The 23,121-nt window shown below is 66.1% G+C and carries 21 protein-coding genes; 2 read left to right on the top strand and 19 right to left on the bottom strand.

Annotated elements, in window-relative coordinates:
• Positions 1-342: 342 nt before the first annotated feature.
• Positions 343-777, top strand: a complete 435-nt coding sequence (locus JQ603_RS28435; RefSeq protein ID WP_212344169.1) for a hypothetical protein — start codon at positions 343-345, stop codon at positions 775-777.
• A gap of 176 nt (positions 778-953) precedes the next feature.
• Here JQ603_RS28435 and JQ603_RS28430 read toward each other — a convergent pair whose 3' ends face one another.
• From JQ603_RS28430 to JQ603_RS28395, 8 genes are all read right to left on the bottom strand, one after another.
• On the bottom strand, positions 954-1,460 hold the full coding sequence (locus JQ603_RS28430) for a hypothetical protein (RefSeq protein WP_212344168.1): 507 nt from the start codon (positions 1,458-1,460) through the stop codon (positions 954-956).
• A 535-nt stretch (positions 1,461-1,995) separates the two neighbouring features.
• On the bottom strand, positions 1,996-2,232 hold the full coding sequence (locus JQ603_RS28425) for a hypothetical protein (protein WP_245003908.1): 237 nt from the start codon (positions 2,230-2,232) through the stop codon (positions 1,996-1,998).
• A 582-nt stretch (positions 2,233-2,814) separates the two neighbouring features.
• Positions 2,815-4,311, bottom strand: a complete 1,497-nt coding sequence (locus JQ603_RS28420) for an ABC transporter substrate-binding protein (RefSeq protein ID WP_212344167.1) — start codon at positions 4,309-4,311, stop codon at positions 2,815-2,817.
• A gap of 55 nt (positions 4,312-4,366) precedes the next feature.
• Positions 4,367-5,371 (bottom strand): ABC transporter ATP-binding protein, encoded by a 1,005-nt coding sequence (locus JQ603_RS28415; RefSeq protein WP_212344163.1) that lies wholly within the window; start codon positions 5,369-5,371, stop codon positions 4,367-4,369.
• Complete coding sequence (locus JQ603_RS28410; RefSeq protein ID WP_212344162.1) at positions 5,368-6,381, bottom strand: ABC transporter ATP-binding protein; 1,014 nt, start codon at positions 6,379-6,381, stop codon at positions 5,368-5,370. Before JQ603_RS28410 ends, JQ603_RS28415 begins: the two co-directional genes overlap by 4 nt.
• A 2-nt stretch (positions 6,382-6,383) precedes the next feature.
• Positions 6,384-7,277 carry an ABC transporter permease gene (locus JQ603_RS28405; RefSeq protein ID WP_212344161.1) on the bottom strand — a complete coding sequence of 298 codons (894 nt, stop codon included), beginning with the start codon at positions 7,275-7,277 and terminating at the stop codon, positions 6,384-6,386.
• Entirely contained in the window at positions 7,274-8,224 is a 951-nt protein-coding gene (locus JQ603_RS28400; protein ID WP_212344160.1) for an ABC transporter permease, read from the bottom strand. Before JQ603_RS28400 ends, JQ603_RS28405 begins: the two co-directional genes overlap by 4 nt.
• A gap of 84 nt (positions 8,225-8,308) precedes the next feature.
• Positions 8,309-9,730, bottom strand: coding sequence for an amidase (locus tag JQ603_RS28395; RefSeq protein ID WP_212344648.1), 1,422 nt, complete (start codon positions 9,728-9,730; stop codon positions 8,309-8,311).
• Positions 9,731-9,851: 121 nt separating this feature from the next.
• Here JQ603_RS28395 and JQ603_RS28390 point away from each other — a divergent pair, with 121 nt between their 5' ends.
• Positions 9,852-10,739, top strand: coding sequence for a LysR family transcriptional regulator (locus tag JQ603_RS28390; RefSeq protein WP_212344159.1), 888 nt, complete (start codon positions 9,852-9,854; stop codon positions 10,737-10,739).
• Positions 10,740-10,743: 4 nt separating this feature from the next.
• Here the strand turns inward: JQ603_RS28390 and JQ603_RS28385 are convergent, their stop codons facing one another.
• From JQ603_RS28385 to JQ603_RS28335, 11 genes are all read right to left on the bottom strand, one after another.
• Positions 10,744-11,679, bottom strand: coding sequence for a carbohydrate kinase family protein (locus JQ603_RS28385; protein WP_212344158.1), 936 nt, complete (start codon positions 11,677-11,679; stop codon positions 10,744-10,746).
• A gap of 5 nt (positions 11,680-11,684) precedes the next feature.
• Positions 11,685-13,331, bottom strand: a complete 1,647-nt coding sequence (locus JQ603_RS28380; protein WP_212344156.1) for an FGGY-family carbohydrate kinase — start codon at positions 13,329-13,331, stop codon at positions 11,685-11,687.
• 39 nt (positions 13,332-13,370) lie between these two features.
• Positions 13,371-14,144, bottom strand: a complete 774-nt coding sequence (locus JQ603_RS28375) for an SDR family NAD(P)-dependent oxidoreductase (RefSeq protein WP_212344154.1) — start codon at positions 14,142-14,144, stop codon at positions 13,371-13,373.
• Positions 14,145-14,185: 41 nt separating this feature from the next.
• Positions 14,186-15,193 (bottom strand): ABC transporter ATP-binding protein, encoded by a 1,008-nt coding sequence (locus JQ603_RS28370; protein ID WP_212344152.1) that lies wholly within the window; start codon positions 15,191-15,193, stop codon positions 14,186-14,188.
• Positions 15,194-15,203: 10 nt separating this feature from the next.
• Positions 15,204-16,034: a carbohydrate ABC transporter permease gene (locus JQ603_RS28365; protein ID WP_212344150.1), complete on the bottom strand. Its 831-nt coding sequence runs from the start codon at positions 16,032-16,034 to the stop codon at positions 15,204-15,206.
• 3 nt (positions 16,035-16,037) lie between these two features.
• Positions 16,038-16,910, bottom strand: coding sequence for a carbohydrate ABC transporter permease (locus JQ603_RS28360; RefSeq protein ID WP_212344148.1), 873 nt, complete (start codon positions 16,908-16,910; stop codon positions 16,038-16,040).
• Positions 16,911-17,010: 100 nt separating this feature from the next.
• Positions 17,011-18,354, bottom strand: a complete 1,344-nt coding sequence (locus JQ603_RS28355; RefSeq protein WP_433996658.1) for an ABC transporter substrate-binding protein — start codon at positions 18,352-18,354, stop codon at positions 17,011-17,013.
• 284 nt (positions 18,355-18,638) lie between these two features.
• Complete coding sequence (locus tag JQ603_RS28350) at positions 18,639-19,589, bottom strand: sugar-binding transcriptional regulator (RefSeq protein WP_212344144.1); 951 nt, start codon at positions 19,587-19,589, stop codon at positions 18,639-18,641.
• 6 nt (positions 19,590-19,595) lie between these two features.
• Complete coding sequence (locus JQ603_RS28345) at positions 19,596-20,258, bottom strand: HAD family hydrolase (protein ID WP_212344142.1); 663 nt, start codon at positions 20,256-20,258, stop codon at positions 19,596-19,598.
• A gap of 73 nt (positions 20,259-20,331) precedes the next feature.
• Complete coding sequence (locus JQ603_RS28340) at positions 20,332-22,248, bottom strand: nitric oxide reductase activation protein NorD (RefSeq protein ID WP_212344140.1); 1,917 nt, start codon at positions 22,246-22,248, stop codon at positions 20,332-20,334.
• A gap of 10 nt (positions 22,249-22,258) precedes the next feature.
• Entirely contained in the window at positions 22,259-23,071 is an 813-nt protein-coding gene (locus JQ603_RS28335) for a CbbQ/NirQ/NorQ/GpvN family protein (protein ID WP_212344139.1), read from the bottom strand.
• Positions 23,072-23,121 lie beyond the last annotated feature (50 nt).

Genomic DNA, 23,121 nt, shown 5'->3' with positions numbered 1-23,121 from the left:
CCCGGCTAGTCAACACTCCCGACTTCAATCTAGATACTTTGGGGTTCGACGACATCAAGTCGAGGACACGGGTCTAATTGGGACAATGTCTCTGACAAATCTCCTCGCGGGCGTGGAGGTTGCCGGAGCGACCAAAAGTTGATCGCGCTTCCTTCTGACAGGAGATGCCAGCCGTGTTCGGTCGCACCAACCAGGAAGCCATCCGCGCGCCATTCCACGCGGTCAACCGCAAGCTCGGCAACCTCGCGCCGATGTCGGCGTGTTTTCGAGTTGGTTGATCTGGATCAAGCCAACCGACGCCTGATTCAAGAGGATTGATCAGGCAACGCGCAGGGGCTCGGCATGAAACGCTGGATGAGGCTTGTCATCGCAGCACTCATGGTCGCCGGATCGCGCTCCAGCGATGCCGCCGTGCGGATCACAGACGATCGAGGCGGATCGATCGGGAAGTACGTATACAAGTATGAACGGCTGCGCGCTTCGGGCCAGCGTGTCATCATCGACGGTTTCTGCGCGTCGGCTTGCACGATTGTCCTGGCGAGCCTGCCCGCCGAAAGGATTTGCGTGACTTCGCGGGCCGAGCTGGCGTTCCACGCCGCATGGGATATTGGTCCTCGCGGACGGGCTGTCACGAACGCCGGCGCGACGCGTATGATGTATCTCATGTATCCCGCACCGGTGCGACGCTGGATCGCCCGTCGCGGCGGCTTGACGCCCCGGACCATATTCCTCCGCGGAAACCCGCTGCAGGCGATGTATCGCGCATGCGCCTCCTGAGCCCGCGGGACCGGTTAACCGCGACAAAAGCTGATTGAAGGCTACAAATTCGATTGCAGAAACAGCCTGAAGCGCCGGCCCAACAGGTTCGCCTCTTATCCGGAGCAATCGGCGGCGAGAATGCCAAGAACAGGCGGCGGCCCTCGATCACCGCCGTCCGTGCTCACCTGGTCTTCTCAATACTGATACTGATACTGATACTGACCCGGACAGACGTAGCTGCCGTTGGTGTCGTAGTAGCAGCCGCTGTTGTAGTTGTTGTTGTAGTAACCGTAGGCTCCGTAGGCAGCGGCGGCGCCCACCGCGGCAGCACCATAGCCCAAGCCCGGGCGGTAGTAGCCGCCGCCGTAGCCCGGGCGACCAGCGATCGGGCGTCCCGGATAGCCGGGTCGACCTGCAATCGGGCGGCCTGCTATCGGATGCGACGGCCGAACTCCTCCGGCCACGCCATAGCCGCGACCGCCGTGGATGCGTCCGGCATAAGCCCCGCCTCGCCCAACGTGGGCAGCACGCATGCCGCCGCCGTGAAAGCTACCGGCGCGCATGCCGCCGCCATGAAATCCTCCTCCTCCACCGCGAAAGCCGCCGCCACCTCCACCACGGCGAGCAAACGCGTCATCGGGCACCAGGCTGGCAGCGACGAGGATAGCTGCCGCGAAACCAATCAGACCATAGCGAACCATGAGCTTCCTCCTGATGGTGAGGCGCCATCGATCCGCTGGCCTTTGCGGGTGATGCCCGCGCCAACGGCGACGGCACCGGCGCATGCATTTGGCATTTCGTCGTCTCGAGCTTGATCTAAATCAAGCGGCCAGCGCACAGCGACGATCGACCACGTAGTTCCCGACAGGAACCGGAAGCATCTGGCCGGAAAAATCCGCGGACGGCGCGGCGCCGCCGGGAGTTGTCTCCACGAATTCAACTCGCGGGATTCGCGCACCGGCACGCACGCCTCATTTGTCTTTAGGGCGCCACGGCTTTCCCTTTCCCGGAGCCTGCGAAGTTCGGCTCGTGGGGGCCTCAAACACCGCAATACGGCGGTCGAGCTGCCATAGCTCAACGTCGTTGACATCGACCAGTTGCGCAGCACGTTCTCGTGCTTCCTGCTCGTCGGCACACTGCAATTTGGCCACGCTTATGACGCGGTGGTGCTGATCCAAAAGGTAAGCTCGGTAGTGAGCCATCCCCACGCCTCCCCACGCCGCATTTATCGGATCATCACCTCAATCCTTCAATCAGCATCCTCCAGCCGGACGCATCGTTCGCCCCGAGCAGCGAAGCGCCAAGCGCTGCCAGGTAGGCTGGCAATTCGCAATCGGGACGCGCGCTCATATTGCCGACAAACGAAGTAACCGCGTTCTTGAGATCGCCTCGGTCCAGATGATCGAAGGCCCGTTGCTTGCACCGCTCGACATATTTGTCGCGCGCCATCTCAACTAACAGGGTACGTTCCATTTCGTCTCCCCGACCGGCTCTTTTGATTGTTGGGGAATTGGAACGGAGCGGGCTTTTTCCGTCTGTTCGAAAAGCGACAAACGGATGCTCTTTTGCGCGAAGTGTGGGAATTGGGATACAGGCGCGCATCGCGAACGCTCCCGTCGGCGCCGCGCCGACAGCGGTCACAGCCAATCCCAAGTCTGCACCTTGATTGCGGCTTCCCGACGACTACGCGGCAAGGGCGCGGAAATCACGAAAATCAAAGCGCATATGCCACGATGGTCATGCGTTCGTGCAGATAGGCCACTGCAGCAAACATCCGCACCCAATAGCGCCGAAAGAGAGAAGAGCTGCGGATAGCTCGCCTGCAATACATTCTTCGAGACGCCCGCCGATGGCGGGCCCTCAGGATGAGGGCGGAGCGCGCGGCAGCAATTTCAAACGGGCCAATACTGCCTGGCCTCATCCTGCGGAGACCGCTGGAAGCGGTCGTCTCGAAGGACGAGGCGCTCGCTCAGACCGCCACCAGGACGCCATCCGCGATAGCCCTCCCCCACGAGGGGAAAGGGCACCGCAATGAGCACCGCGCTGTCGCCGCCCCTACTCCCAATACCAGGTCGAGAAATCGTTCTCGTATTGGGGCACGTCCTTCCAGACGCCTTTCAGCTTCTTGGCTGTGATGGTGATCAGCTGCGGCTGGTAGAGGTAGGCGGAGACGGCGTCGGTGGCCAGCATGCGCTGGGCGTCGCCGAGCAGTTTTGCGCGGGTGGCTTCGTCGGGCGTCGAGACGATCTGCTTGTAGAGGGCGTTGTAGGCCTCGTTGTTGTAGCCGAGATAGTAATCGGCCTCGGTGATCTTGACGAGGTCGAACGGCTCGACATGGCTGACGATGGTGAGGTCGAAATTATGCGGACCGTTGCCGGCGAACACCTGTGACAGCCATTGCGCCCATTCGACGTTCTCGATCTTGGCGATGATGCCGACCTTGGCGAGCTGGGCCGCGACGATCTCGCCGCCCTGCCGCGCATAGGACGGCGGCGGCAGCTTGAGCGACAATTCGAGCGGCGTGGTGACGCCGGCTTCAGTGAGCAGCTTCTTGGCCTTCTCGGGGTCGAAAGGATTGATGCCGGTGGTGTCGACATAGCCGAGCGATCCCGGCACGTAGAAGCTGCCGATCGGCGTACCGAAACCGTCGACGGCGCCGTCGATCATGGCCTTGCGGTCGATCGCGGCAATGATGGCGCGGCGAACGCGGACGTCATCGAGCGGCTTCTTGCGGTGGTTGAATGCGACGATGGTCTTGGCCTTGGAGCCCCCGACCAGCACCGCAAAGCGCGGATCGGACTTGAACTGGGGCAAGGCGCGCGCCGCGGCAACGCGCGGGAATGCATCGACGTCGCCCGACAGCAGCGCCGCCACCTGCGCGGCGGGATCGGAGATGAAGCGGATCGTCACCTTCGAGAGCTTGATCGCCGCGGCGTTGCGATAGTCGGCCCATTTGGTCAGGGTGATCGACGAGCCCTTGGCCCAGGCCCCTAACTGATAGGGCCCGGTGCCGACCGGCTGCGTCACGTTGGTGGCTGCGCTCTTCGGCTCGACGATCGAACCGCTCGCCTGTCCCAGCAGGAACGGCAGGTTCGGCTCGGAATATTTCACCGATATCACGACCGTGTCGGCGTCGGGCGCATCGACCTTCTCGAAAGCCTGGAACAGGCTCTTGTCCTTGTTGGTGCTGGTCGGCGCCGCGTTGCGCTCGAAGGAGAATTTCACGGCCGCGGAATCGAAGGCTTCGCCGTTCTGGAATTTGACGCCCTTGCGCAGCTTGAAAGTGTAGGTCTTCAGGTCGGGCGAAGCGGTCCAGCTCTCCGCCAGCAGCGGCGACACCGAGCCGTCCTCGTTGATCTTGGTCAGTGTCTCGTAGATGTTGTAGAGCGTGACCTCGGCGATCGCAGCCGCAGCGGCATTGGTGGGATCGAGCCCCGGCGGCTCCAGCGCCATCGCCGTGACGACGCTGTCCTTCTTGCTCTGCGCCAGGACCGGCAGCGGCGCTGCAACAAGCGCGGCGACAAATGCGACGATCGATAGTTTCCTGAACATCTCGTAACTCCCCGGCCTGCTGCCTGCCCAGACTACGCCAATCCTGCTCCGGACACTAACCTTCCATGGCCGCTGGCGGCAACGCCATCACGGCCTCCGCCTTGTGACAGGCGGCAAGGTGCCCCTCGCCCACCCTGCGTAGCTCAGGCAGGGCCTCGCGGCAATGCTGGTCGGCGAGCGGGCAGCGCGCGACATAGGGACATCCGGTCGCGGCCGCCGATTGCGAGGCGATCGCCTGGGCCCCGCGTCGGCGTCGGCCGCCCCCGGCACGCGCCCGCGGCACCGAGTCCAGCAGCGCCCGCGTATAGGGATGGGCACAATGCTCGAACAGATCTTCGGGGCGCCCCTGCTCGACGATGCGGCCGAGATACATCACCGCGACCTCGTCGCAGAGATAGTCGACGACGGCGAGGTCATGGCTGATCAGGATGTAGCTGAGGCCGAACTGCTCCTGGAGGTCCTGCATCAGGTTGAGCACCTGGGCCTGCACGGAGACGTCGAGCGCGGAGACCGGCTCGTCGGCGACGATCAGCTTCGGCTGGGTGATCAGCGCCCGCGCGATCGCGATGCGCTGGCGCTGGCCGCCGGAAAACTCATGCGGATATTTGTCCATGTCGGCATCGCGCAGGCCGACCTGGCGCAGCACCGCGGCGACGCGATCGCGGAAGGTGGTGCGGTCGGCGCCTTCCAGCACAGTGAGCGGCTCGGCGACGATGCGCGCGATGGTCTGGCGCGGATCGAGCGAGCCGTAGGGGTCCTGGAACACCATCTGGAAATCGCGCCGCGCGCGCCGCAGCTCGTCGGCGGGGATGCGGTTGAGATCGCGGCCAAGCAGCGCGACCTGGCCCGAGGTCGGCCGCTCCAGCGCCATCACAACGCGCGCGAAGGTGGATTTGCCCGAGCCGGACTCGCCGACGATGCCGAGGCTCTTGCCGGCCGCGACCGTCACGCTGACGCCGTTGAGCGCGCGCACCTGCCCGGGCGGACGAAACAGGCTCTCGCGCGGCAGCGTGTAGCGCTGCTCGAGATCTTTCACGTCGAGAAGAGGCGCGGTGCTCATGCGGACAGCGCTCCGACATTCGCAGCCATGGAGATGTCGGTCCTGATGCAGCGCACGCCGTGTCCGGGTCCGACGTCGACCATCGGCGGCAGCGCGGCGCGGCACGCATCGATCACCAGCGGACACCGCTCGGAGAAGGTGCAGCCGGCCGGAAGATCCGCTAGCTCCGGCACCGTGCCCGAGATCGTCTTCAGCCGCGTGCCCTTGCGCGCACCGAGCTTCGGCCGGGCGCGGAACAGGCCCTGCGTGTAGGGATGGCCCATGCGGCGGAATACCTCGTCGGTCGGCCCGCTCTCGACCACGGTGCCGCCATACATCACCATCATGCGCTGCACGTTCTCGGCGATGACGCCGAGGTCGTGCGAGATCAGGATCATCGACATGCCGCGCTCCTCGACGAGATCGGCGATGAGGTCGAGGATCTGGCCCTGGATGGTGACGTCGAGCGCGGTGGTCGGCTCGTCCGCGATCAACAGGTCCGGCTCGCAGGCGAGCGCCATGGCGATGGTGATGCGCTGGCGCTGGCCGCCGGAGAACTGGTGCGGATAGGCATCGATGCGCCGCGCCGGATCGGGTAGTCCGACGCGGTCGAGCAAGGCGATCGCTTCTTTTCGCGCCTGCGCCGCCGAGTATTTCTTGTGACGCCGCAGCGGCTCGGCGACCTGGTTGCCGATCGTGTGCATCGGATTGAGCGCGGTCATCGGCTCCTGGAAGATCATGCTGATGCGGTTGCCGCGCAGGCGGCAGTAGTCCGCATCCGGTAAGCCGGCGAGCTCGTTGCCGTCGAGCTTGATGCTGCCGGTGACGCGTGCGCTGTCAGGCAACAGGCCCATCAGCGACATCGCGGTGACCGACTTGCCGCAACCGGATTCGCCGACGAGCCCGAGCGTCTCGCCGCGCTTCAGCGCGAAGCTGACGCCGCGCACGGCCTGTGCGGGTCCGCGGCTGGTGTTGAGGCGGACGCCGAGATTGTCGACCTCGATCAGCGGCGTGTTGGAGCGATCAGCCATCGTCATCGCTCCCGCGCCAGGCGGGGATCGAGCAGGTCGCGCAATCCGTCGCCAAGGAGATTGAGGCCGAGCACGGCGATCGCGATCGCAGCGCCGGGATAGACCGCGAGCATCGGCGACTGGAACAGCAGCGTCTGCGCATCGTTCAGCATCCGCCCCCAGGACGGCTGCGGCGGCTGGGTGCCGAGGCCGAGATAGGACAGCGCGGCCTCGGCGAGAATGGCGAGCGCGAACTGGATGGTGACCTGCACGATCAGGATCGACAGGATGTTCGGCAGCACATGCTCGATGGTGATGCGGAATTTTCCCTTCCCCGACGCGCGCGCGGCCAGCACGAATTCGCGCGCCCAGATCGCGTTGGCCGAGCCGCGCGTCAGCCGGGTCAATGTCGGGATCTGGAAGATGCCGATGGCGACGATCGAGGTCACCATGCCGGGTCCGACCACCGCGGCCAGCATGATCGCGGACAGCACGGCGGGAAAGGCAAAGGTGAAGTCGGAGAAGCGCATGATGATCTCTTCGGTCCAGCCGCGCTTGGCGGACGCAATCAGGCCGAGGCAGACCCCGAAGGTGAGACCGATGCTGACGGCGATGATGCCGACCATGATGGTGGAGCGCGCGCCGGCGAGCAGCAGCGAGACGATGTCGCGGCCGAAGGAATCGGTGCCGAGCCAGTGCGCGGCCGATGGCGGCCGGAGCTTCGAGGCGATGTCGATCTCGTAGGGCGACCACGGCGTCCAAACCAGCGACAGCAGCGCCGAGACGAGCACCAGCAGGCTGAGCGCGCCGCCGAGGACGAAACTGCGATGGCGCAGCGCGCGGCCCCAGAAGGTTTTGGCCGGCAGACGGCGCGTCGCGACGGGTGCGTCAATGGAGGTGGTCACGGGCGCGCTCACAGGTCGTGCACCTTGATGCGGGGATCGATCAGCGCGTAGAGCACGTCGACGATGAAATTGACGATGACGACCATGGTCGCCAGCAGCATCACGCAATTGCGCACCACGATCAGGTCGCGGTTGGCGATCGACTGGAAGATCAGCCGGCCGAGGCCCGGCAGGTAGAACACGTTCTCGATCACGATGGTGCCGGCGAGCAGATTGGCGAATTGCAGGCCCATCACCGTCATCACGGGGATCATGGCGTTGCGCAGCACGTGGCTCCACAGCACCTCGCGCTTGCCGAGCCCCTTCGCACGGGCGGTGCGGACGAAATCTTCGCGCAGCACTTCGAGCACGGCCGAGCGCGTGACGCGGGCGAGGATCGCGGCCTGCACGACCGCCAGAGAGACTGCCGGGAGGAGCAGCGACTTGACGCCTGGCCAGACGCCGTCCTCCCAGCCGGCGAAGCCGCCCGCCGAAAGCCATTGCAGCCGCACCGCGAACAACAGGACGAGCAGGATCGCGAACCAAAAGTTCGGCAGCGCGATGCCCACTTGCGTCAGCGACATCACGCCGACGTCGCCGAGCTTGTTGTGGTTGGCGGCGGTGTAGACGCCGGCCGAGAGCGCCAGCGTCACCGTGATCGCCATCGACATGATCGCGAGCGGAATGGTCAGCACCAGCCGCTCCGCGATCAGGCTGGCGACCGGCGTGCCGTAGACATAGGAATTGCCGAGATCGCCGACGACGAGGCCCTTGATCCACTGCAGGTAGCGAACGGGGAGCGGCTGGTCGAGGCCGAGCTTGACGGTGAGCGCGCGCACCGCGTCCGGCGAGGCGTCGGCCCCCATCAGCATCTGCGCGGCATTGCCGGGCAGCGCATCCAGCACCAGGAAAATGATCAGCGATGCGCCGACCAGCGTCGCCAGCAGGGTCAACAGACGTCGGAGGACAAAGACGCTCATGTGCGGTCGGTTTCAGGGCTCATCCGCGGCACGATCAACATGTCCGGGCGGCCGAGGCAAGGGCTTTGCTGCTTGCGCATGACGTCATTCCGGCCAGCGGGACAGAAGGTCGCCTGAAGCCTCGAACAGCGCGGCAACACGCAGCAAGTCGGCATCAAGCCGGAAGCGGCCGACCAGTTGAAGCCCGATCGGCAGCCCGTCCCGGGCAAAGCCGCTGGGAAGGCTTACGGCGGGATGCCCGGTCATGTTGAACGGCATGGTCCAGGGGAACCAGTTTGGCCGGACGCTGTCGAAATGCGCCCCGTCGATCTCGATGCTGCCGAACAGATCCTGCTTGATCGGCAGCGCGGTGCGCGTGAGGGTCGGCATCGCCAGAAAGTGCCCGCGCGCAAGCAGGGATTGTACGTGGCGAAACAGCGCGGTGCGCGCGAACATCGCCTCCTGGTAGTCGACGCCGCTGACCTCGGTGGCGAGCGCGAGCTGCTTGAGGAAGGCCTCGCTCAGCTGGTCCCCGTGCTCGGCCGCAAGCTTTGCGAAGCGCGTGCGCCAGACGGTGTGGTTGATGGCGCGCCAGATCGGCTCGATGTCAAAGCCCTCGCCGGAGAATTCCTCGAGCTCGGCGCCGAGCCCGGCCAGCCGGTCGAGGCTCGCCTTGAAACTGGCGGCGACCTCGGCGGAAACGGGGCGGCCCGGCGGCGTCAGGCAGTACAAAATCCTCTGCCCGCGCAGGTCGCCGCGCGGGGCGGCGGTGCCGACGAAGTCGGGCACCGGCACGCCGATCGACCAGGGATCGACAGGATCTTCACCGGCCATCGCCTGCATCATCAGCGCGGTGTCGGCGACGGTGCGGGTGGTCGGCGTGACATAGGTCTGGTTGCCGAAGACGTCGAGGGCCTGGCTGTGCGGGATCACGCCGTTGCTCTGCTTCAGGCCCACCACGCCGTTGCAGGCGGCGGGAATCCGGGTCGAGCCGCCGCCGTCGGTCGCGATCGCCAGCTGCGCGATGCCGCTCGCCACCGCCACCGCCGCGCCGCCGCTGGAGCCGCCGGAGGAGCGGCAGGCGTCCCAGGCATTGCGGGTGCGGCCGAACAGCGGCGAATCCGTCAGGCACTTGCTGCCGAATTCCGGCGTCGTGGTCTTGCCGATCAGGATCGCGCCCTCAGCTCGCAGCCGCGCCACCGCGACGGCGTCCTCGGTCGGCACGTTGTCCTTGTAAGGCACCGCGCCGAAGGTGGTCTTGACCCCCTTGGTGTTGACGATGTCCTTGACGGTGACGGGGATGCCGTGGAGCAGGCCAAGCGGCTCGCCGGCCATCACCTTGCGCTCGGCCGCGCGGGCCTGCGCCATCGCCTCGTCACCGCACAGCGTGATGAAGCAGTTCAATTCGGGCTGGAGCGCCTCGGCGCGGGCGAGCACGGCGCTGACGATCTCGACCGGCGAAATCTTTCTGGCGGCGATCAGGCCGCGCAGCTCGGTTGCGGACAGAAGACAGGGATCGCCGTTCATCGTCACATCACGCTCCGCAGGCCCGCCACCGTTGGCAGGCATTGACAGCGAGAATGACAGTTTTGTTAACTCGCCGTCCAATACGATTTTTGTCGCCAACCCATACGTTTTCGGTATGCCAATGGATCTCCGCCGGCTCCGCTATTTCGTCGCCGTCGCTGAAGCGCGCAGCGTCGGCAAGGCCGCCGAGCGGCTGCGCATGGCGCAGCCGCCGCTCTCGGTGCAGATCCGCAAGCTCGAGGCCGAGGTCGGCGCGCCGCTGTTCCGCCGCGGCACGCGCGGCATGGACCTGACCGAGGCGGGCCAGGCGCTGCTGGTGCGCGCCAGCGAAGCGCTGGCGCTGGCGGCCGACGGCATCGAGGCCGCACGCGCGGTCGCATCCGGCAAACGCGGGCGACTGTCGGTCGGCTACATGTTCGTGCTGGCCAATGCGATCCTGCCGCGGCTGATCCCCGAGCTGCGCCGCTCGGTGCCCGGTGTCGACCTCGACTTCGCCGAGCTCAGCGCATCGACACGCGAGGCCCGGGTGCTCGATCGCAGCGTCACGGTCGCGCTGTGCATGCCGGCGATCAACCATCCCGAGATCCAGGTGGCGCGGATCGGTGCGCAGCGCTTCATGCTGGCGATGCCGACCAGCTCGCCGCTCGCGCGCCTCAGCTCCGTACCGATGGCCCGGTTGCACGGCCGTCCGCTGATCGCGCTGCCGCATCCGGACCATGGTCCCGCATCGTCCGCCGTGGTCCCCCTGCTGCGCCGGCACCAGGTGGTGATGCCGATCGCGAGCCGGGTGGAGACGGTGCATTCGGCGATGAGCCTGGTTCTCGCCGGCGAAGGCCTCGCGATCCTGCCCGCCTGCGCGCAGCTCGGCGCCCCGCGCGGCATCGTGTTCAGGCCGCTGCGCGACGCCACCGACTCCCTCGACATCGCGGTCTGCTGGCGGCGGGATTCACAGAGCCCGCTGATCCGCACCTTCCTCAAATGCGCGGAGAAGGTCGTCGCGGGGTTGTGACGGGCTACAGGCTCCAGGTGATCTCGCGGCTCCAGGGCGGATCGGCGCCCGGACGGGTGCAGGTCAGGCCGGCGCAATTGGCCGCGAAGGACAGCGCGCGGCGGAGCTCCTCAGTGCTGATGTCCTTGAGCTGCCGTCGCGCAAGACGCGCCTGCTTGTGCAGGGCGAACAGCAGCGCGGCCTGGAAGCTGTCGCCGGCACCGATGGTGTCGGCGACCGCGACCTTTGGTGCCTGCACCTCGATCTGCCCTGCCCGCGCATGCCAGGCAATCGCGCCGTTGTTGCCGCGGGTGATGACGACGAGGCTGGTGCCCTGCCCCAGCAACGCGCTCGCGCGCTGCTGATACGGCTCCTCGCCGAAGAGATAGGCGAAATCGACGTCCGACATCTTGATGAGATCGGCGTGGGCGGCGAACTCCGCCATGCGCGCGAGATAGGCCGGCTTGTCCTTGACGAGGTTGGGGCGGCAGTTCGGATCGAAGGAGATCGTCGAGGAGGCGCGCGCGTCTGCGATGAGAGCTTTGGTCTCGGCGGCGCCCTGATCGTTGACCAGCGTGGTCGAGCCGACATGGACGGCCTCGACCGTATCGAAGGGAATGGACCCGCGCCGGTAGGTCCAGTTCCGCGTCGCGGTCTCCGCATCGTAGAAGGCGTAATGCGACTCGCCCGCGACGATGCGGACGAAGGCGAGCGTGGTCTGGTGACCGCTGCGGGTGGCGAGGCCGAGCTCGACGTTGGAGGCGATTGCGTGATCCGCGATCATCCGCCCGAACAGGTCGGCGGAGATGCCGCCGACGAAGCCGGTCGGCGCGCCCAGCCGCGCCATGCCGATCGCGACGTTCAGGCAGGAGCCGCCGACGGCCGGCATCACCGCCTCGCGTCCTTCCATGTTTCGCGTCGGCACGAAATCGATCAGCGCATCGCCGCAGGATAACAACATCTCTTTCAACCCCTGGCGATGTCGGCCATCGCGGCACGGCTGCCGCGATCGACCTCGCGCAGCAGCTTGTAGACCTCACGCTTACGCCTGTGAAAGGCGGCCATGTCGGGCGCGGTCGGCTCGCTCTTGCGTCCCAGCGCCGACATCTTGGCCATGGTCTCGCCGATCGAGGCATAGGCGCCGCCGGCGACCGCGCCGAGCATGGCGGCGCCCAGCAGCACCGGCTCCTTCGTCTGCGGCAGCGCGACCGTGAGGCCGGTGGTATCCGCCATGATCTGCCGCACCAGCGGGCTGCGGCTGGCCCCGCCGCCCATGATCATGAGGCTGGAACGGACGCCATGCGCGGCAAAGGCCTCGATCACCTCGGCAAGCCCGTAAGCAAGCCCGCACAGGCCGGCGACGAACAGCCGCTCCATCGAGGCGATGTCGGTGTCGAGATCGAGACCGGCGATCACCGCGCGGGTGTCGGGGTCGGCATAGGGCGAGCGGTTGCCGATGAATTCGGGCAGCACATGAACGTCGCGCGCGAGCCGCGCGGCGCGGCTGGCGTCGCCGGCGCGCGCGATGATGCGGCGCTCGAGGAAATCGATGAGGTCGAGGCCCTGGCTGCGCGCCGCTACGCCCGCATCAGTATGGCCGGGATGCGACTTGAGGAGATGATCGATCGCCGCACCCGCTGCGGACTGGCCGCCCTCGTTGAGCCAGAACTCCGGCACCATGCCGGAATAATAGGGCCCCCACACGCCGGGGACGAAGCACGGCTCCTTCGTCGTCGCCATGATGCAGGCCGACGTTCCCATGATGTAGGCGAGACGGTCGCTGACATCGCTCGCCCCGCCGACCCCGTCGCGGCCGCCGATCGCGCCGATGCCGCCGGCATGGGCGTCGATCAGGGAGGCGCCGACCGGGGTGCCCGGCGTCAGGCCGAGTTCGGCTGCGGCTGCCGGGGTGAGACCTGCGCCGAGGCGCGTACCGGGGGCGACGATCTCGGTGCCGATGCGGGCGTATTTTTCGGCGACGAAGTCGGACAGACCGATGCGCTTGAAGAACGGCGCGCTCCAGCCGCCGCCGTCATGGGCGAGATAGTTCCACTTGCAGGTGACGGTGCAGGTCGAACGCTGCAGCGCGCCGGTCGCGCGCCAGGTCAGATAGTCGGCCAGATCGAAGAAGTGACCTGCGGCGTCGAAACTCGCGCGCAGATGCCGCTTCAGCCAGAGCAGCTTCGGCATCTCCATCTCCGGCGAGATCGAGCCGCCGACATAGCGCAGCACGGCATCCTCGGTCTCGTTGATCAGCCGCGCCTCGGCCGTGGCGCGGTGGTCCATCCACACGATGACGTTGCGCTGCGCCTCGCCGGAGGCGCTGACGGTGAGCGGCTCGCCTTGCGCATCAAGCACCACAAGGGAACAGGTGGCGTCAAAGCCGATGCCGCCGATGCTGTCGGGTGCGATGGCGGCTTCCGTCATGGCCGCGCGGACCGATTTGGCACAGGCCTCCCAGATGTCCTGGGACGACTGCTCGACGATATCGCCAGCCTCGTGCCAGATCCTGATCGGATGCTTGGCGGTGGCGAGCAAGGTGCCCGTCTCGTCAAACACCCCTGCCCGCGTGCTCGTGGTCCCCACGTCGACGCCGATATACGCTCGCGGCATTGTCGCTCCCGGAAGCTCTCGTCAGTTTTGACGATAAGCCTACCAGCAAGTGTAGCCGCCATCCACCAGCACGATGCTGCCGGTCATCAGGCTCGCGGCCTCTGACGAGAGGAACAGCACGACGGAGGCGATCTCCTCGACCTGCCCCATCCGCGCCATCGGGGTTCCGCCGATCCAGGCGTCGTACATCTTAGGATTACTCTTGACGAAGGCGTTGAGCGGCGTCTCGATATAGGTCGGGGCCACCGCATTGACGCGGATGCCGCGCGCGCCCCATTCGGCGGCCAGCGACTTGGTCAGATGGTGCACAGCGGCCTTGGAGGCGTTGTAGAAGCACTGCTCCTGCGGCTTGTTGACGATGAAGCCGGACATCGAGCCGACATTGACGATGGCGCCGCTTTTCGCCTTCAGCATGTGCTTGCCGAACTCGCGGCAGCACCAGAAGGTGCCGTTGAGATTGACGTCGATGACGTTGAGCCAGTGCTCGTCGGTGACAGTCTCGGCCGGCGTCTCGCTGCGCGCGATGCCGGCATTGTTGACGAGGATGTCGACCCTGCCGTGGCGGGCGACGAGGTCGTTCGCCACGTCCGCCACCCGCTTGGTATCGGTGACGTCCATGATTGCCGTCTCGACGTCAAAACCCTTCGCCTTCAGGCTGGCTTTGGCGCTGTCGGCGACCTTGCTGTCACGGTCGCCGATGATGACCCGGGCGCCGGCCTCGGCCAGCGCCTCCGCGCAGCCAAGGCCGATGCCCTGCCCGCCGCCGGTGATGAACGCGGTCTTGCCGTTCAATCTGAATTTTTCCAGGTACATGGTGGTCTTTCCGTTTCTTGCCGTTGTCTTGTCGTTTCTTGTTAGCCTCGAAGGGCGTTGCCGCCCTCATCGAAGCGGTGAATGCGCTGGGGGTCCGGCACCAGCGAGACGCGGTCGCCGGCGTGCAGGCTCAATTCGCCGATGTAGCGCGCGGTCAGCATCCCTAGCGGGCCGGCATCGACATAAAGAAACGTGTCGCTGCCGAGATGCTCGGCCACCGAGATCGTTCCCTGCCAGCCGCCTCCGCCCTCCCGCTCGATCTTCAGATGCTCCGGTCGCACGCCGATCGTCGCCGCGCCTTTCTGCAACGCCGGCTCACCGGTGACGAAATTCATCTTGGGCGAGCCGATGAAGCCGGCGACGAAGAGATTGGCGGGCCGCTCGTAGAGCTCCAGCGGCGAGCCGTATTGCTCGATCTTGCCACCGTTGAGCACGACGATCTTGTCGGCCATGGTCATGGCCTCGACCTGGTCGTGGGTGACGTAGATCGCGGTGGTGCCGAGCTGCTTCTGCAGCCGTGTCACCTCGATGCGCATCTGCACGCGCAGCGCGGCGTCGAGATTGGACAGCGGCTCGTCGAACAGGAACGCCTTGGGCTCGCGGACGATGGCGCGGCCGATCGCGACACGCTGGCGCTGGCCGCCGGAGAGCTCGCGCGGCTTGCGGTCGAGATAGGGCGAAAGGTTCAGCGTCGCGGCGGCGGCCTCGACCTTGCGGTTGATCTCGTCCTTGGCGAGGCCAGCCATCTTCAGGCCAAAGCCGATATTGCCGCGCACGCTCATATGCGGATAGAGCGCGTAGGACTGGAACACCATGGACAGCCCGCGCTTGGCCGGGGGCGTATCAACGACGTTCTTGCCGTCAATCAGGATCTTGCCGCCGCTGACGTCCTCGAGCCCCGCGATCAGCCGCAGCAGCGTGGTCTTGCCGCAGCCGGACGGACCGACGAACACCACGAACGAGCCGTCGGCGATGTCGAGGTCGGCACCCTTGATGATGTGCACCGGGCCGAAGGATTTCTGCACGCCCTGAAGTGTGATCTGACCCATGGCAGCCCCCTTATTTCACCGCGCCAAAGGTGAGCCCGCGCACGAGCTGCTTCTGGCTGAACCAACCGAGGACGAGAATGGGCGCGATCGCCAGCGTCGAGGCCGCCGACAGTTTTGCCCAGAACAGCCCTTCCGGGCTCGAATAGGAGGCGATGAACGTCGTCAGCGGCGCAGCGTTCGAGGTCGACAGGTTCAGCGTCCAGAACGCCTCGTTCCAGGCCAGGATCAGGTTGAGCAGCAGCGTGGACGCCAGCCCCGGGATCGCCATCGGCGTCAGCACATAGACCAGCTCGCGGCCGATGGTGGCGCCGTCCATGCGCGCGGCCTCCAGAATGTCGCGCGGGATCTCCTTGAAATAGGTGAAGAGCATCCAGATCACGATCGGCAGATTGCCGAGGCACAGGATGAAGACCAGGCCGACGCGGGAATCGAGCAGGCCGAACGTCTTGAAGATCAGGTAGATCGGCACCAGCACGCCGACCGGCGGCATCATCTTGGTCGAGAGCATCCAGAGCAGGATGTCCTTGGTGCGCTTGGTCGGCGAGAACGCCATCGACCAGGCTGCAGGGATCGCGATCAAGAGCGCAATCAGCGTCGAGCCGCCGGCGATGATGATCGAGTTCATCGCATGGTGGAAATAATCGCTGCGCTCCTGCACCGTGGCATAGTTCTCGGTGGTCCATTGGAAGAACAGGAAGGACGGCGGAATGGCGAAGGCTTCGAGCTCGGTCTTGAAGCTCGCCAGCACCATCCACAGGATCGGGAAGAAGATCAGGAAGCCGAAGAACCAGGCCCCGATCGTCGATATGACCACCCGCCGTCTCGTCGCCATCCGCGCCATGCTTCAAGCCTCCAGGTTGCGGCCGACGATGCGGACAAGGAAGAAGGCGACGATGTTGGCGATCACCACCGCGACGAGGCCGCCGGCGGACGCGCTGCCGACGTCGAACTGGATCAGCGCCTGCGAATAGATCAGGAAGGCGATGTTGGTGGTCGACAGCCCCGGGCCACCGCCCGTGGTGACGTAAATCTCTGCAAAGACGGTGAGCAGGAAGATGGTCTCGATCAGGATCACCACCGTGATGGGGCGCGCGAGGTGCGGCAGCGTGATGTAGATGAAGGTCGAGACGGCGCTGGCGCCGTCCATCTCGGCGGCTTCCTTCTGCTCCTCGTCGAGCGATTGCAGCGCGGTGAGCAGGATCAGCGTCGCGAACGGCAGCCATTGCCAGGCCACGATCAGGATCACGGCAAACAGCGGCACGTCGTTGAACCAGTCGATCGGCGTCAGATGAAACAGCGAGGCGAGCCAGGCAAACAGCCCGGAGACCGGATGCATCAACAGGTTCTTCCAGACCAGCGCGCTCACCGTCGGCATCACGAAGAACGGCGCGATCACCATCAGCCGCACGAAATTGCGGCCGATCACGGGCTGGTCGAGCAACAGCGCCAGGGGAATGCCGAGCAGGATCGTCAGCGCCAGCACCGAGCCGACCAGCACCAGCGTGTTCTGGAGCGAGGCGAGGAAGGCGGGATCGGTGAGGAAGTAGCGGAAATTCTCCAAGCCAATAAAGGCCTCGGAGCCGGGATCCAGCAGGCTGTAATGCAGCGTCGAGAAATAGAGCGTCAGCGCGAGCGGGACGATCATCCAGACGAACAGCAATCCGACGGCCGGGGTCAGCAGCGACCTCGCGAGGAATTGCGTCTGCCGGGTTGCCATCAACGCTTCTCCGCCGAGTGGAAGAAGGCGGCCATCCATCCGGGGCTGGGCTGATGGATGGCCGCCAGTTTGAGCTCAGGAGGAAGAGCTCGGTTGGATCTTACTTGATGTAGCCGGCGCGCTTCATCTCGCGCTCGGTCTGGGATTGCGCCGCGGCGAGCGCGGCATCGACCGTCATCGAGCCGGCGAGTGCCGCGGAGAATTGCTGGCCCACCTGCGTGCCGATACCCTGGAATTCAGGGATCGCGGCGTATTGCACGCCGACGTAAGGCACCGGCTTCACCGTCGGCTTGTTGGGATCGGCGGCGTCGATCGAGGCCAGCGTCAGCTTGGCGAACGGCGCGACCTTCAGGTACTCATCGTTCTGGTAGAGCGAGGTGCGCGTGCCCGGCGGCACATTGGCCCAGCCCTCCTTCGACGCCACCAGCTTGGTGTAGTCCTTGCTGGTTGCCCAGGCGATGAACTTCTCGGCGGCTTCCGTCTTCTTGGAGCCGGCGGGGATCGCGAGATTCCAGGCCCACAGCCAGTTGGCGTTCTTGCCGAGCCCGGTGTTGGGCGCGAGCGCGAAGCCGACCTTGTCGGCGACCTTGGAGTCCTTGGGGTTGGTGACGAAGGACGCCGCGACCGTGGCATCGATCCACATCGCGCATTTGCCGGCGTTGAACAGCGCCAGATTCTCGTTGAAGCCGTTTGAGCTCGCGCCGGGAGGGCCGGCTTCCTTCATCAGGTTCACATAGGTGGTGAGCGTCGTCTTCCATTCCGGCGTATTGAACTGCGGCTCCCACTTTTCGTCGAACCAGCGCGCGCCGTAGGAATTGGCCATGGCCGAGAGAAAGGCCATGTTCTCGCCCCAGCCGGCCTTGCCGCGCAGGCAGATGCCGTAGGTGCCGGCGTTCTTGTCGGTGAGCTTCTTGGCGGCGTCGATCACGAAATCCCAGCTCGGCTTTTCCGGCATCTTCAGGCCGGCCTTCTCGAACAGATCGGTGCGATACATCACCATCGAGCTCTCGCCGTAGAACGGCGCGGCGTAGAGCTTGCCGTCGGCGGAGACCGCGTCCTTGATCTTGGGCAGGAGGTCGGCGACGTCGTAGTCCGCGCCGAGATTGGCGAGCGGCACCAGCCAGCCCTTCTTGGCCCAGATCGGCACCTCATAGGTGCCGATGGTGAGCACGTCGAACTGGCCGCCCTTCGTGGCAATGTCGGTGGTGACGCGCTGGCGCAGCACGTTCTCCTCCAGCGTCACCCATTTCACGGTGATGTCAGGATTCTTCTTGGTGAATTCACCCGTCAGCCCCTGCATGCGGATCATGTCGCCATTGTTGACGGTGGCGATGGTCAGGGTCGTTTCGGCCATCGCGGGGACGGCCAGCAGGACAGACGCGCCGCAGACGGCGCCCAGAACATGTTTCACGGTGACCTCCCTTGGACTCGCGCTTTTGAGCATATGCCCACGCGTTGGGCGTATGTTCAACTGAGGGACTGGGCTTGTCAAGCAGGCGCGTGGACGTTCCAGCAACTTATGAGTGCTGCGGTGCGGGAGTGATGGAAGGTGTTGCCTCGTCCACGGCTGTCATGCCCCGCGAAAGCGGGGCATCCAGTACGCCGCGGCCCCTCGGTTTAGCCACCACGGCCTCCGGAATACTGGATCGCCCGCCTTCGCGGGCGATGACAGCGATGTAGGTGGAGAGAAACTACAGCCTCGCGAAGCGCGCTGAAAACCTGAGTGCCCTACCGCTCCAGGATCGCCCTTGCCGTCGTCTCGTCCGTGATCAGGCCATTGATCAGGCCGCCGCTCAGCGCAGCCGCGATGGCCGCCACCTTGGCGGCACCGACCGCGGCGCCGATGGTCGTGGTCTTCGCCGGCACTTCCGGCGGAATGCTGGTGAGGCGCTTGTTGGTGCCGGCCTTGAGCAGGCGTCCCTTGGCATCATAGGCCCAGCCGGTGATCTCGCCGATGGCGCCCAGGCGCATCATCTCGAACAATTCGTCGCGGGTGACGAAGCCGTCGACGTGCACCTGCGCCTTCTGGTCCATCTGGCCGATGCCGACGAGGCGCAGGTCGGCCCTGGCCGCGACCGCCTTCACCTTGGCGATCGGCTCGATGCGCACCATCTTGTTGCGCTCGTCCTCCGACGACATCAGGAACGGCAGCGGCATCGGATAGTGCCGCGCGCCGGTGCGGTCGGCGAGCCGGCCGACGGTGTCGTAGAAGCTTGCCGAACCGTCGGCGGAGATATTGCCGACCAGCGAGACGATCTGGTGATTGGGCCGCTCGATCGGCGTGACGCGCTCGACCGCGGCGCGCACCGCCCTCCCCGTGCCGAGCGCGACGATGACGGGCGTCTCCGAGCGCAGGGTGGAATCGAGCAGATTGGCGCAGCGCTCGGCAATGCCTGCAGCTGCCTGCGGCGCGGCAGGATCGGCCGGCACCACCTCGCAATGCACGAGGTGGAACCGTTCCTTCAGGCGCGCCGCCAATTCCATGCAGGCGGCGATGGGGTGTTCGAGCCGGAACGTGATGAGCCGCTCGGCGAGGCACAGCGAGACCAGCCGCTGCGCCGAGGCGCGCGAGACCTGGAGCATCTTTGCGATCTCGTCCTGGGTGTGGCCGGCAATGAAATAGAGCCAGCCGGCACGCGCGGCGTCGTCGAGTCTCGACTTGTCGTTCTCGGCGGCCATACGGGCTCACATCTCCCAGAAATCGCTCATGCGCGCGAAGACCCGATCGGCTCCGGCGGCGGACAATATAGCCCGACCGTCGCGGCTGCGATAATGGCCGCCGCCGACAAATCCCCAGACGCTCATGCCGGCCGCCTTGGCCGCCTGCACGCCGCTGACGCTGTCCTCGATCACCAGCGTGCTGGAGGGCGGCGTACGCATGTTCTCGGCTGCATGGAGAAAGAGATCGGGCGCCGGCTTGCCGTGCCTGACCATCTGCGCGGTGTAGAGCCGATCGCCGAAATGCGCGCGAAGACCAGTGACGTCGAGCGAGAGCGAGACGCGGTCGAGGTCGCTGGACGAAGCCACGCAGAACGGCACGGTCAGCCCCGAGATCACCGCCTCCACCCCGGGGATCGGTTCGAGCGAGGCGGCAAACGTTTCGAGCACACGCGACTTCAATCGCGGCAGGAAGCCATCCGGCAGCGACTGCCCGAGATCGCGGTAGTGCTGCTCGATCGCCTTCGTGCTGCGTCCGAGAAACAATTCGACCGCCTGCTCTTCGCTAAGCGCGAGTCCAAGCTCGGCCAGCGCCGAAGAGAGGCAGCGGCAACTCAAGAGCTCGCTGTCGACGAGCACGCCGTCGCAGTCGAAGATGATCAGATCGGGTCTTGGCCGGCCCTGGTCCATCCGGACATTCGATCATATACTCAGTGTGTGAGCAATAGCTCAGGAAGGAACACGGTGCCGCGGTATTCCCGCATCAATGTGCCACCTGCCGGTAGATCGCCGGCAGCGCCGCGGGCAGCCGCTTGATGTTGCCGACGATCGCATAGCCGCTATGGCCGAACAGCGTCGGAAAATAGGATTGCGCCGCCGCGTCGATCGTCACGCCGAAGACCGCGATACCGAGCCGGCGCGCTTCCTGCACGGACTTCCTGGTGTCTTCGAGCGCAAAGCGGCCCTCATAGTGGTCGACGTCGTTCGGCTTGCCGTCGGTGAGGACGAGCAGCAGCTTCTTGCGCTGCGGCTGGCGCGCAAGCTCGGCCGAGGCGTGGCGCACCGCCGCGCCGATCCGCGTGTAATAGCCGGGCTTGAGTGCGCCGATGCGGCGCTCGACCACGCCGCTCATCGGCTCGCCGAATGCCTTGACCGTTTCGAGCCGCACCCAGGAGCGCCGGCGCGAGGTGAAGGTCAGGATGCTGTGGTGATCGCCGCAGGCCGACAGCCCGTGCGCAAGCACGAGCAGCGCCTCCTTCTCGACGTCGAGCACCCGGTGGCCATCGGCCCAGGCATCCGTCGAGAGCGAGACGTCGACGAGCAGCGTGACGGCGAGATCGTGCCCTTGCGGGCGCATCGCCATGTGGACGCGATCGAGACCATTGCTGCTGCCGGCGCGGAGGTCGCACCTCGCACGCACCAGCGCATCGAGGTCGAGGTCATGTCCGTCGGCCTGGGCCCGCATCAGTTCATGACGCGGCCGCAAGACCTCGAAGCGGCGGCGCACCTCGCGGACGTGCCGGCGCATGGTCTCGTCAGGCGCCCAGCTTTCACCTCGCTCCGAAGCCGGAGATGCGAGCACGCGGCAATGATCGGGCAGATAGGAGCTGCTGCGATAATCCCATTCGGGATAGGAGAGGTCCGCATTCAAGCACGAGGCATCGAGCGCCTCGGGCGGCAGATCGAGATCGAACTTGAACCGGCTCGCCGGCTTGCCGCTGCGGCGGCTGAGCGTGATTTCCTCGAGATCGTCGGCCGCCTTCTGCGCGTCCTCGTCCTCGCTGTCGTCCGAGGGGCGATCGACATTGACCATCTCGGCCATCGCCAGGATTTTTTCGAAGCGGTTGAGCACGAAGGGATCGCGGCGATTGGCGCCGTCCTCACGCTCGCGCACGGCGAAGCGCTTGCGATTGTCCTGGGCCGTGACCTCAGCACCATCAGCGCATTCATCCTCGCCCGCATGCGCGGGCGACAGCTCGCGCGTCCAGCAATCGCCCCAGAGCGGGCACGGCAGGATCGGACGATAGCCCGGCGGCGTCTTGTCCGGCAGCGGTCCCGTTCCCATCATGGCCGGCCACAATTGTCCCGCGGGCGCTGGTCCCGCGCCGAGCAGGGCGAGAACGATCCGCTCGATCTCCTGCTCGATGCGCGGCAGGGGGCGCCGCGGCCGGGCCTCGGCGGTCGCCGCGGCAAGCTGCGCGTAGTCGGCGGCGAGCCCGGGAAACTGCGTGAGCACAAAGACCGCCGTTTCGGCGGCGCGGCGCAGCACGAGGAGATCGCGCCGGAGCGGATCGGCCTCGGTGATCGCCTCGATCGGCGCGACCGCAAACCATGCCGCGAGCCAACGATAGAGCGATGCATTGAGTTCGCGGTCGGCGAAAATCGCGATGCTGTCGGGCAGGAAGATGGTCGCGGCGTCACGGCCCGGCTGCTCGAGGCGCTCGTCGCCGAGGCCGATGCGTTGCCGCCAGCCGAGCCGATGGCTGGACTTGCGCGCGCCGGCGCTCGCGATCTGCACCCCCGCCTCACCGCCGAGCGCGCGGAACATCACCGCGAGCCTGTTTCTCATCTCGGCAAGCGAGACCGCGTGATCGGCATGAACCGGATAGCTGGCGGTGCCGCCGACCATTTTGTGCCAGGCACGGCCGACCGTCTCCTCCAGTTCGAGGAAGTCGAGCATGGGACCCGCCTCACCCGATCACGGCACGTGCGACGTCGAGCAGTGCCGCCTTGACGTCGGCATCGTCGGTCAGCGGCTCGATCATGCCGGCGAGCACCGCCTCCGCCGTCGGCATGCCGGCGGCGATCAAGGTCGCGCAATAGACCACGAGGCGGGTCGAGACGCCCTCCTCCAGATCGTGGCCCTTGAGTGCGCGCAGCCGGCCGGCCAGCGCCACCAGCGGCCGCACGCGCTCCGGCGACAGTGCGCTCTCGGCCGCGACCACCGCGATCTCCTGCTCCGGGGCCAAGAAGCCGAACTCGATGGCGACGAAGCGCTGCCGCGTCGAGGGCTTGAGCGCCTTCAGCAGCGTCTGGTAGCCGGGATTGTAGGAGACCACGAGCATGAAACTCTCCGGCGCGGCGAGCTCCTCGCCGGTGCGCTCCAGCGGCAGGATGCGGCGATCGTCGGTCAGCGGATGCAGCACCACCGTGACGTCCTTGCGCGCCTCCACCACCTCGTCGAGATAGCAGATGCCGCCCTCGCGCACCGCGCGTGTCAACGGACCGTCGGTCCATACAGTGTCGCCGCCCCGCAAGAGATAGCGGCCGGTGAGATCGGCTGCGGTGAGATCGTCGTGGCAGGCCACGGTGTGCAGCGGCAAGCCGAGCCGCGCCGCCATATGCGCGACGAAGCGGGTCTTGCCGCAGCCTGTCGGCCCCTTGAGCAGGACCGGAAGCTGGTGCCGCCAGGCGTGCTCGAACAGCGCGCATTCGTTGCCGCTGGCGACATAGGCCGGCAACGCGGGGGCCGGTGCCGTGACGGCGTGAAGGGCAGGTTTCATGGTCATTCCTCGCAATTCACATTGAGACGGCGGCCGCGGCGAACCGCGGC

Origin of the sequence: Bradyrhizobium liaoningense (assembly GCF_018130825.1) — a bacterium.
Lineage (GTDB): Bacteria > Pseudomonadota > Alphaproteobacteria > Rhizobiales > Xanthobacteraceae > Bradyrhizobium > Bradyrhizobium liaoningense_B.
This window is presented reverse-complemented; position numbering and strand designations above follow the sequence as displayed.

Coding starts and splice junctions, on each gene's coding strand:
- JQ603_RS28435 (WP_212344169.1), top strand. CDS start 343: ATGAAACGCTGGATGAGGCTTGTCATCGCAGCACTCATGGTCGCCGGA.
- JQ603_RS28430 (WP_212344168.1), bottom strand. CDS start 1,460: ATGGTTCGCTATGGTCTGATTGGTTTCGCGGCAGCTATCCTCGTCGCT.
- JQ603_RS28425 (WP_245003908.1), bottom strand. CDS start 2,232: ATGGAACGTACCCTGTTAGTTGAGATGGCGCGCGACAAATATGTCGAG.
- JQ603_RS28420 (WP_212344167.1), bottom strand. CDS start 4,311: ATGTTCAGGAAACTATCGATCGTCGCATTTGTCGCCGCGCTTGTTGCA.
- JQ603_RS28415 (WP_212344163.1), bottom strand. CDS start 5,371: ATGAGCACCGCGCCTCTTCTCGACGTGAAAGATCTCGAGCAGCGCTAC.
- JQ603_RS28410 (WP_212344162.1), bottom strand. CDS start 6,381: ATGGCTGATCGCTCCAACACGCCGCTGATCGAGGTCGACAATCTCGGC.
- JQ603_RS28400 (WP_212344160.1), bottom strand. CDS start 8,224: ATGAGCGTCTTTGTCCTCCGACGTCTGTTGACCCTGCTGGCGACGCTG.
- JQ603_RS28395 (WP_212344648.1), bottom strand. CDS start 9,730: ATGAACGGCGATCCCTGTCTTCTGTCCGCAACCGAGCTGCGCGGCCTG.
- JQ603_RS28390 (WP_212344159.1), top strand. CDS start 9,852: ATGGATCTCCGCCGGCTCCGCTATTTCGTCGCCGTCGCTGAAGCGCGC.
- JQ603_RS28385 (WP_212344158.1), bottom strand. CDS start 11,679: ATGTTGTTATCCTGCGGCGATGCGCTGATCGATTTCGTGCCGACGCGA.
- JQ603_RS28380 (WP_212344156.1), bottom strand. CDS start 13,331: ATGCCGCGAGCGTATATCGGCGTCGACGTGGGGACCACGAGCACGCGG.
- JQ603_RS28375 (WP_212344154.1), bottom strand. CDS start 14,144: ATGTACCTGGAAAAATTCAGATTGAACGGCAAGACCGCGTTCATCACC.
- JQ603_RS28370 (WP_212344152.1), bottom strand. CDS start 15,193: ATGGGTCAGATCACACTTCAGGGCGTGCAGAAATCCTTCGGCCCGGTG.
- JQ603_RS28365 (WP_212344150.1), bottom strand. CDS start 16,034: ATGGCGCGGATGGCGACGAGACGGCGGGTGGTCATATCGACGATCGGG.
- JQ603_RS28360 (WP_212344148.1), bottom strand. CDS start 16,910: ATGGCAACCCGGCAGACGCAATTCCTCGCGAGGTCGCTGCTGACCCCG.
- JQ603_RS28355 (WP_433996658.1), bottom strand. CDS start 18,354: ATGCTCAAAAGCGCGAGTCCAAGGGAGGTCACCGTGAAACATGTTCTG.
- JQ603_RS28350 (WP_212344144.1), bottom strand. CDS start 19,589: ATGGCCGCCGAGAACGACAAGTCGAGACTCGACGACGCCGCGCGTGCC.
- JQ603_RS28345 (WP_212344142.1), bottom strand. CDS start 20,258: ATGGACCAGGGCCGGCCAAGACCCGATCTGATCATCTTCGACTGCGAC.
- JQ603_RS28340 (WP_212344140.1), bottom strand. CDS start 22,248: ATGCTCGACTTCCTCGAACTGGAGGAGACGGTCGGCCGTGCCTGGCAC.
- JQ603_RS28335 (WP_212344139.1), bottom strand. CDS start 23,071: ATGAAACCTGCCCTTCACGCCGTCACGGCACCGGCCCCCGCGTTGCCG.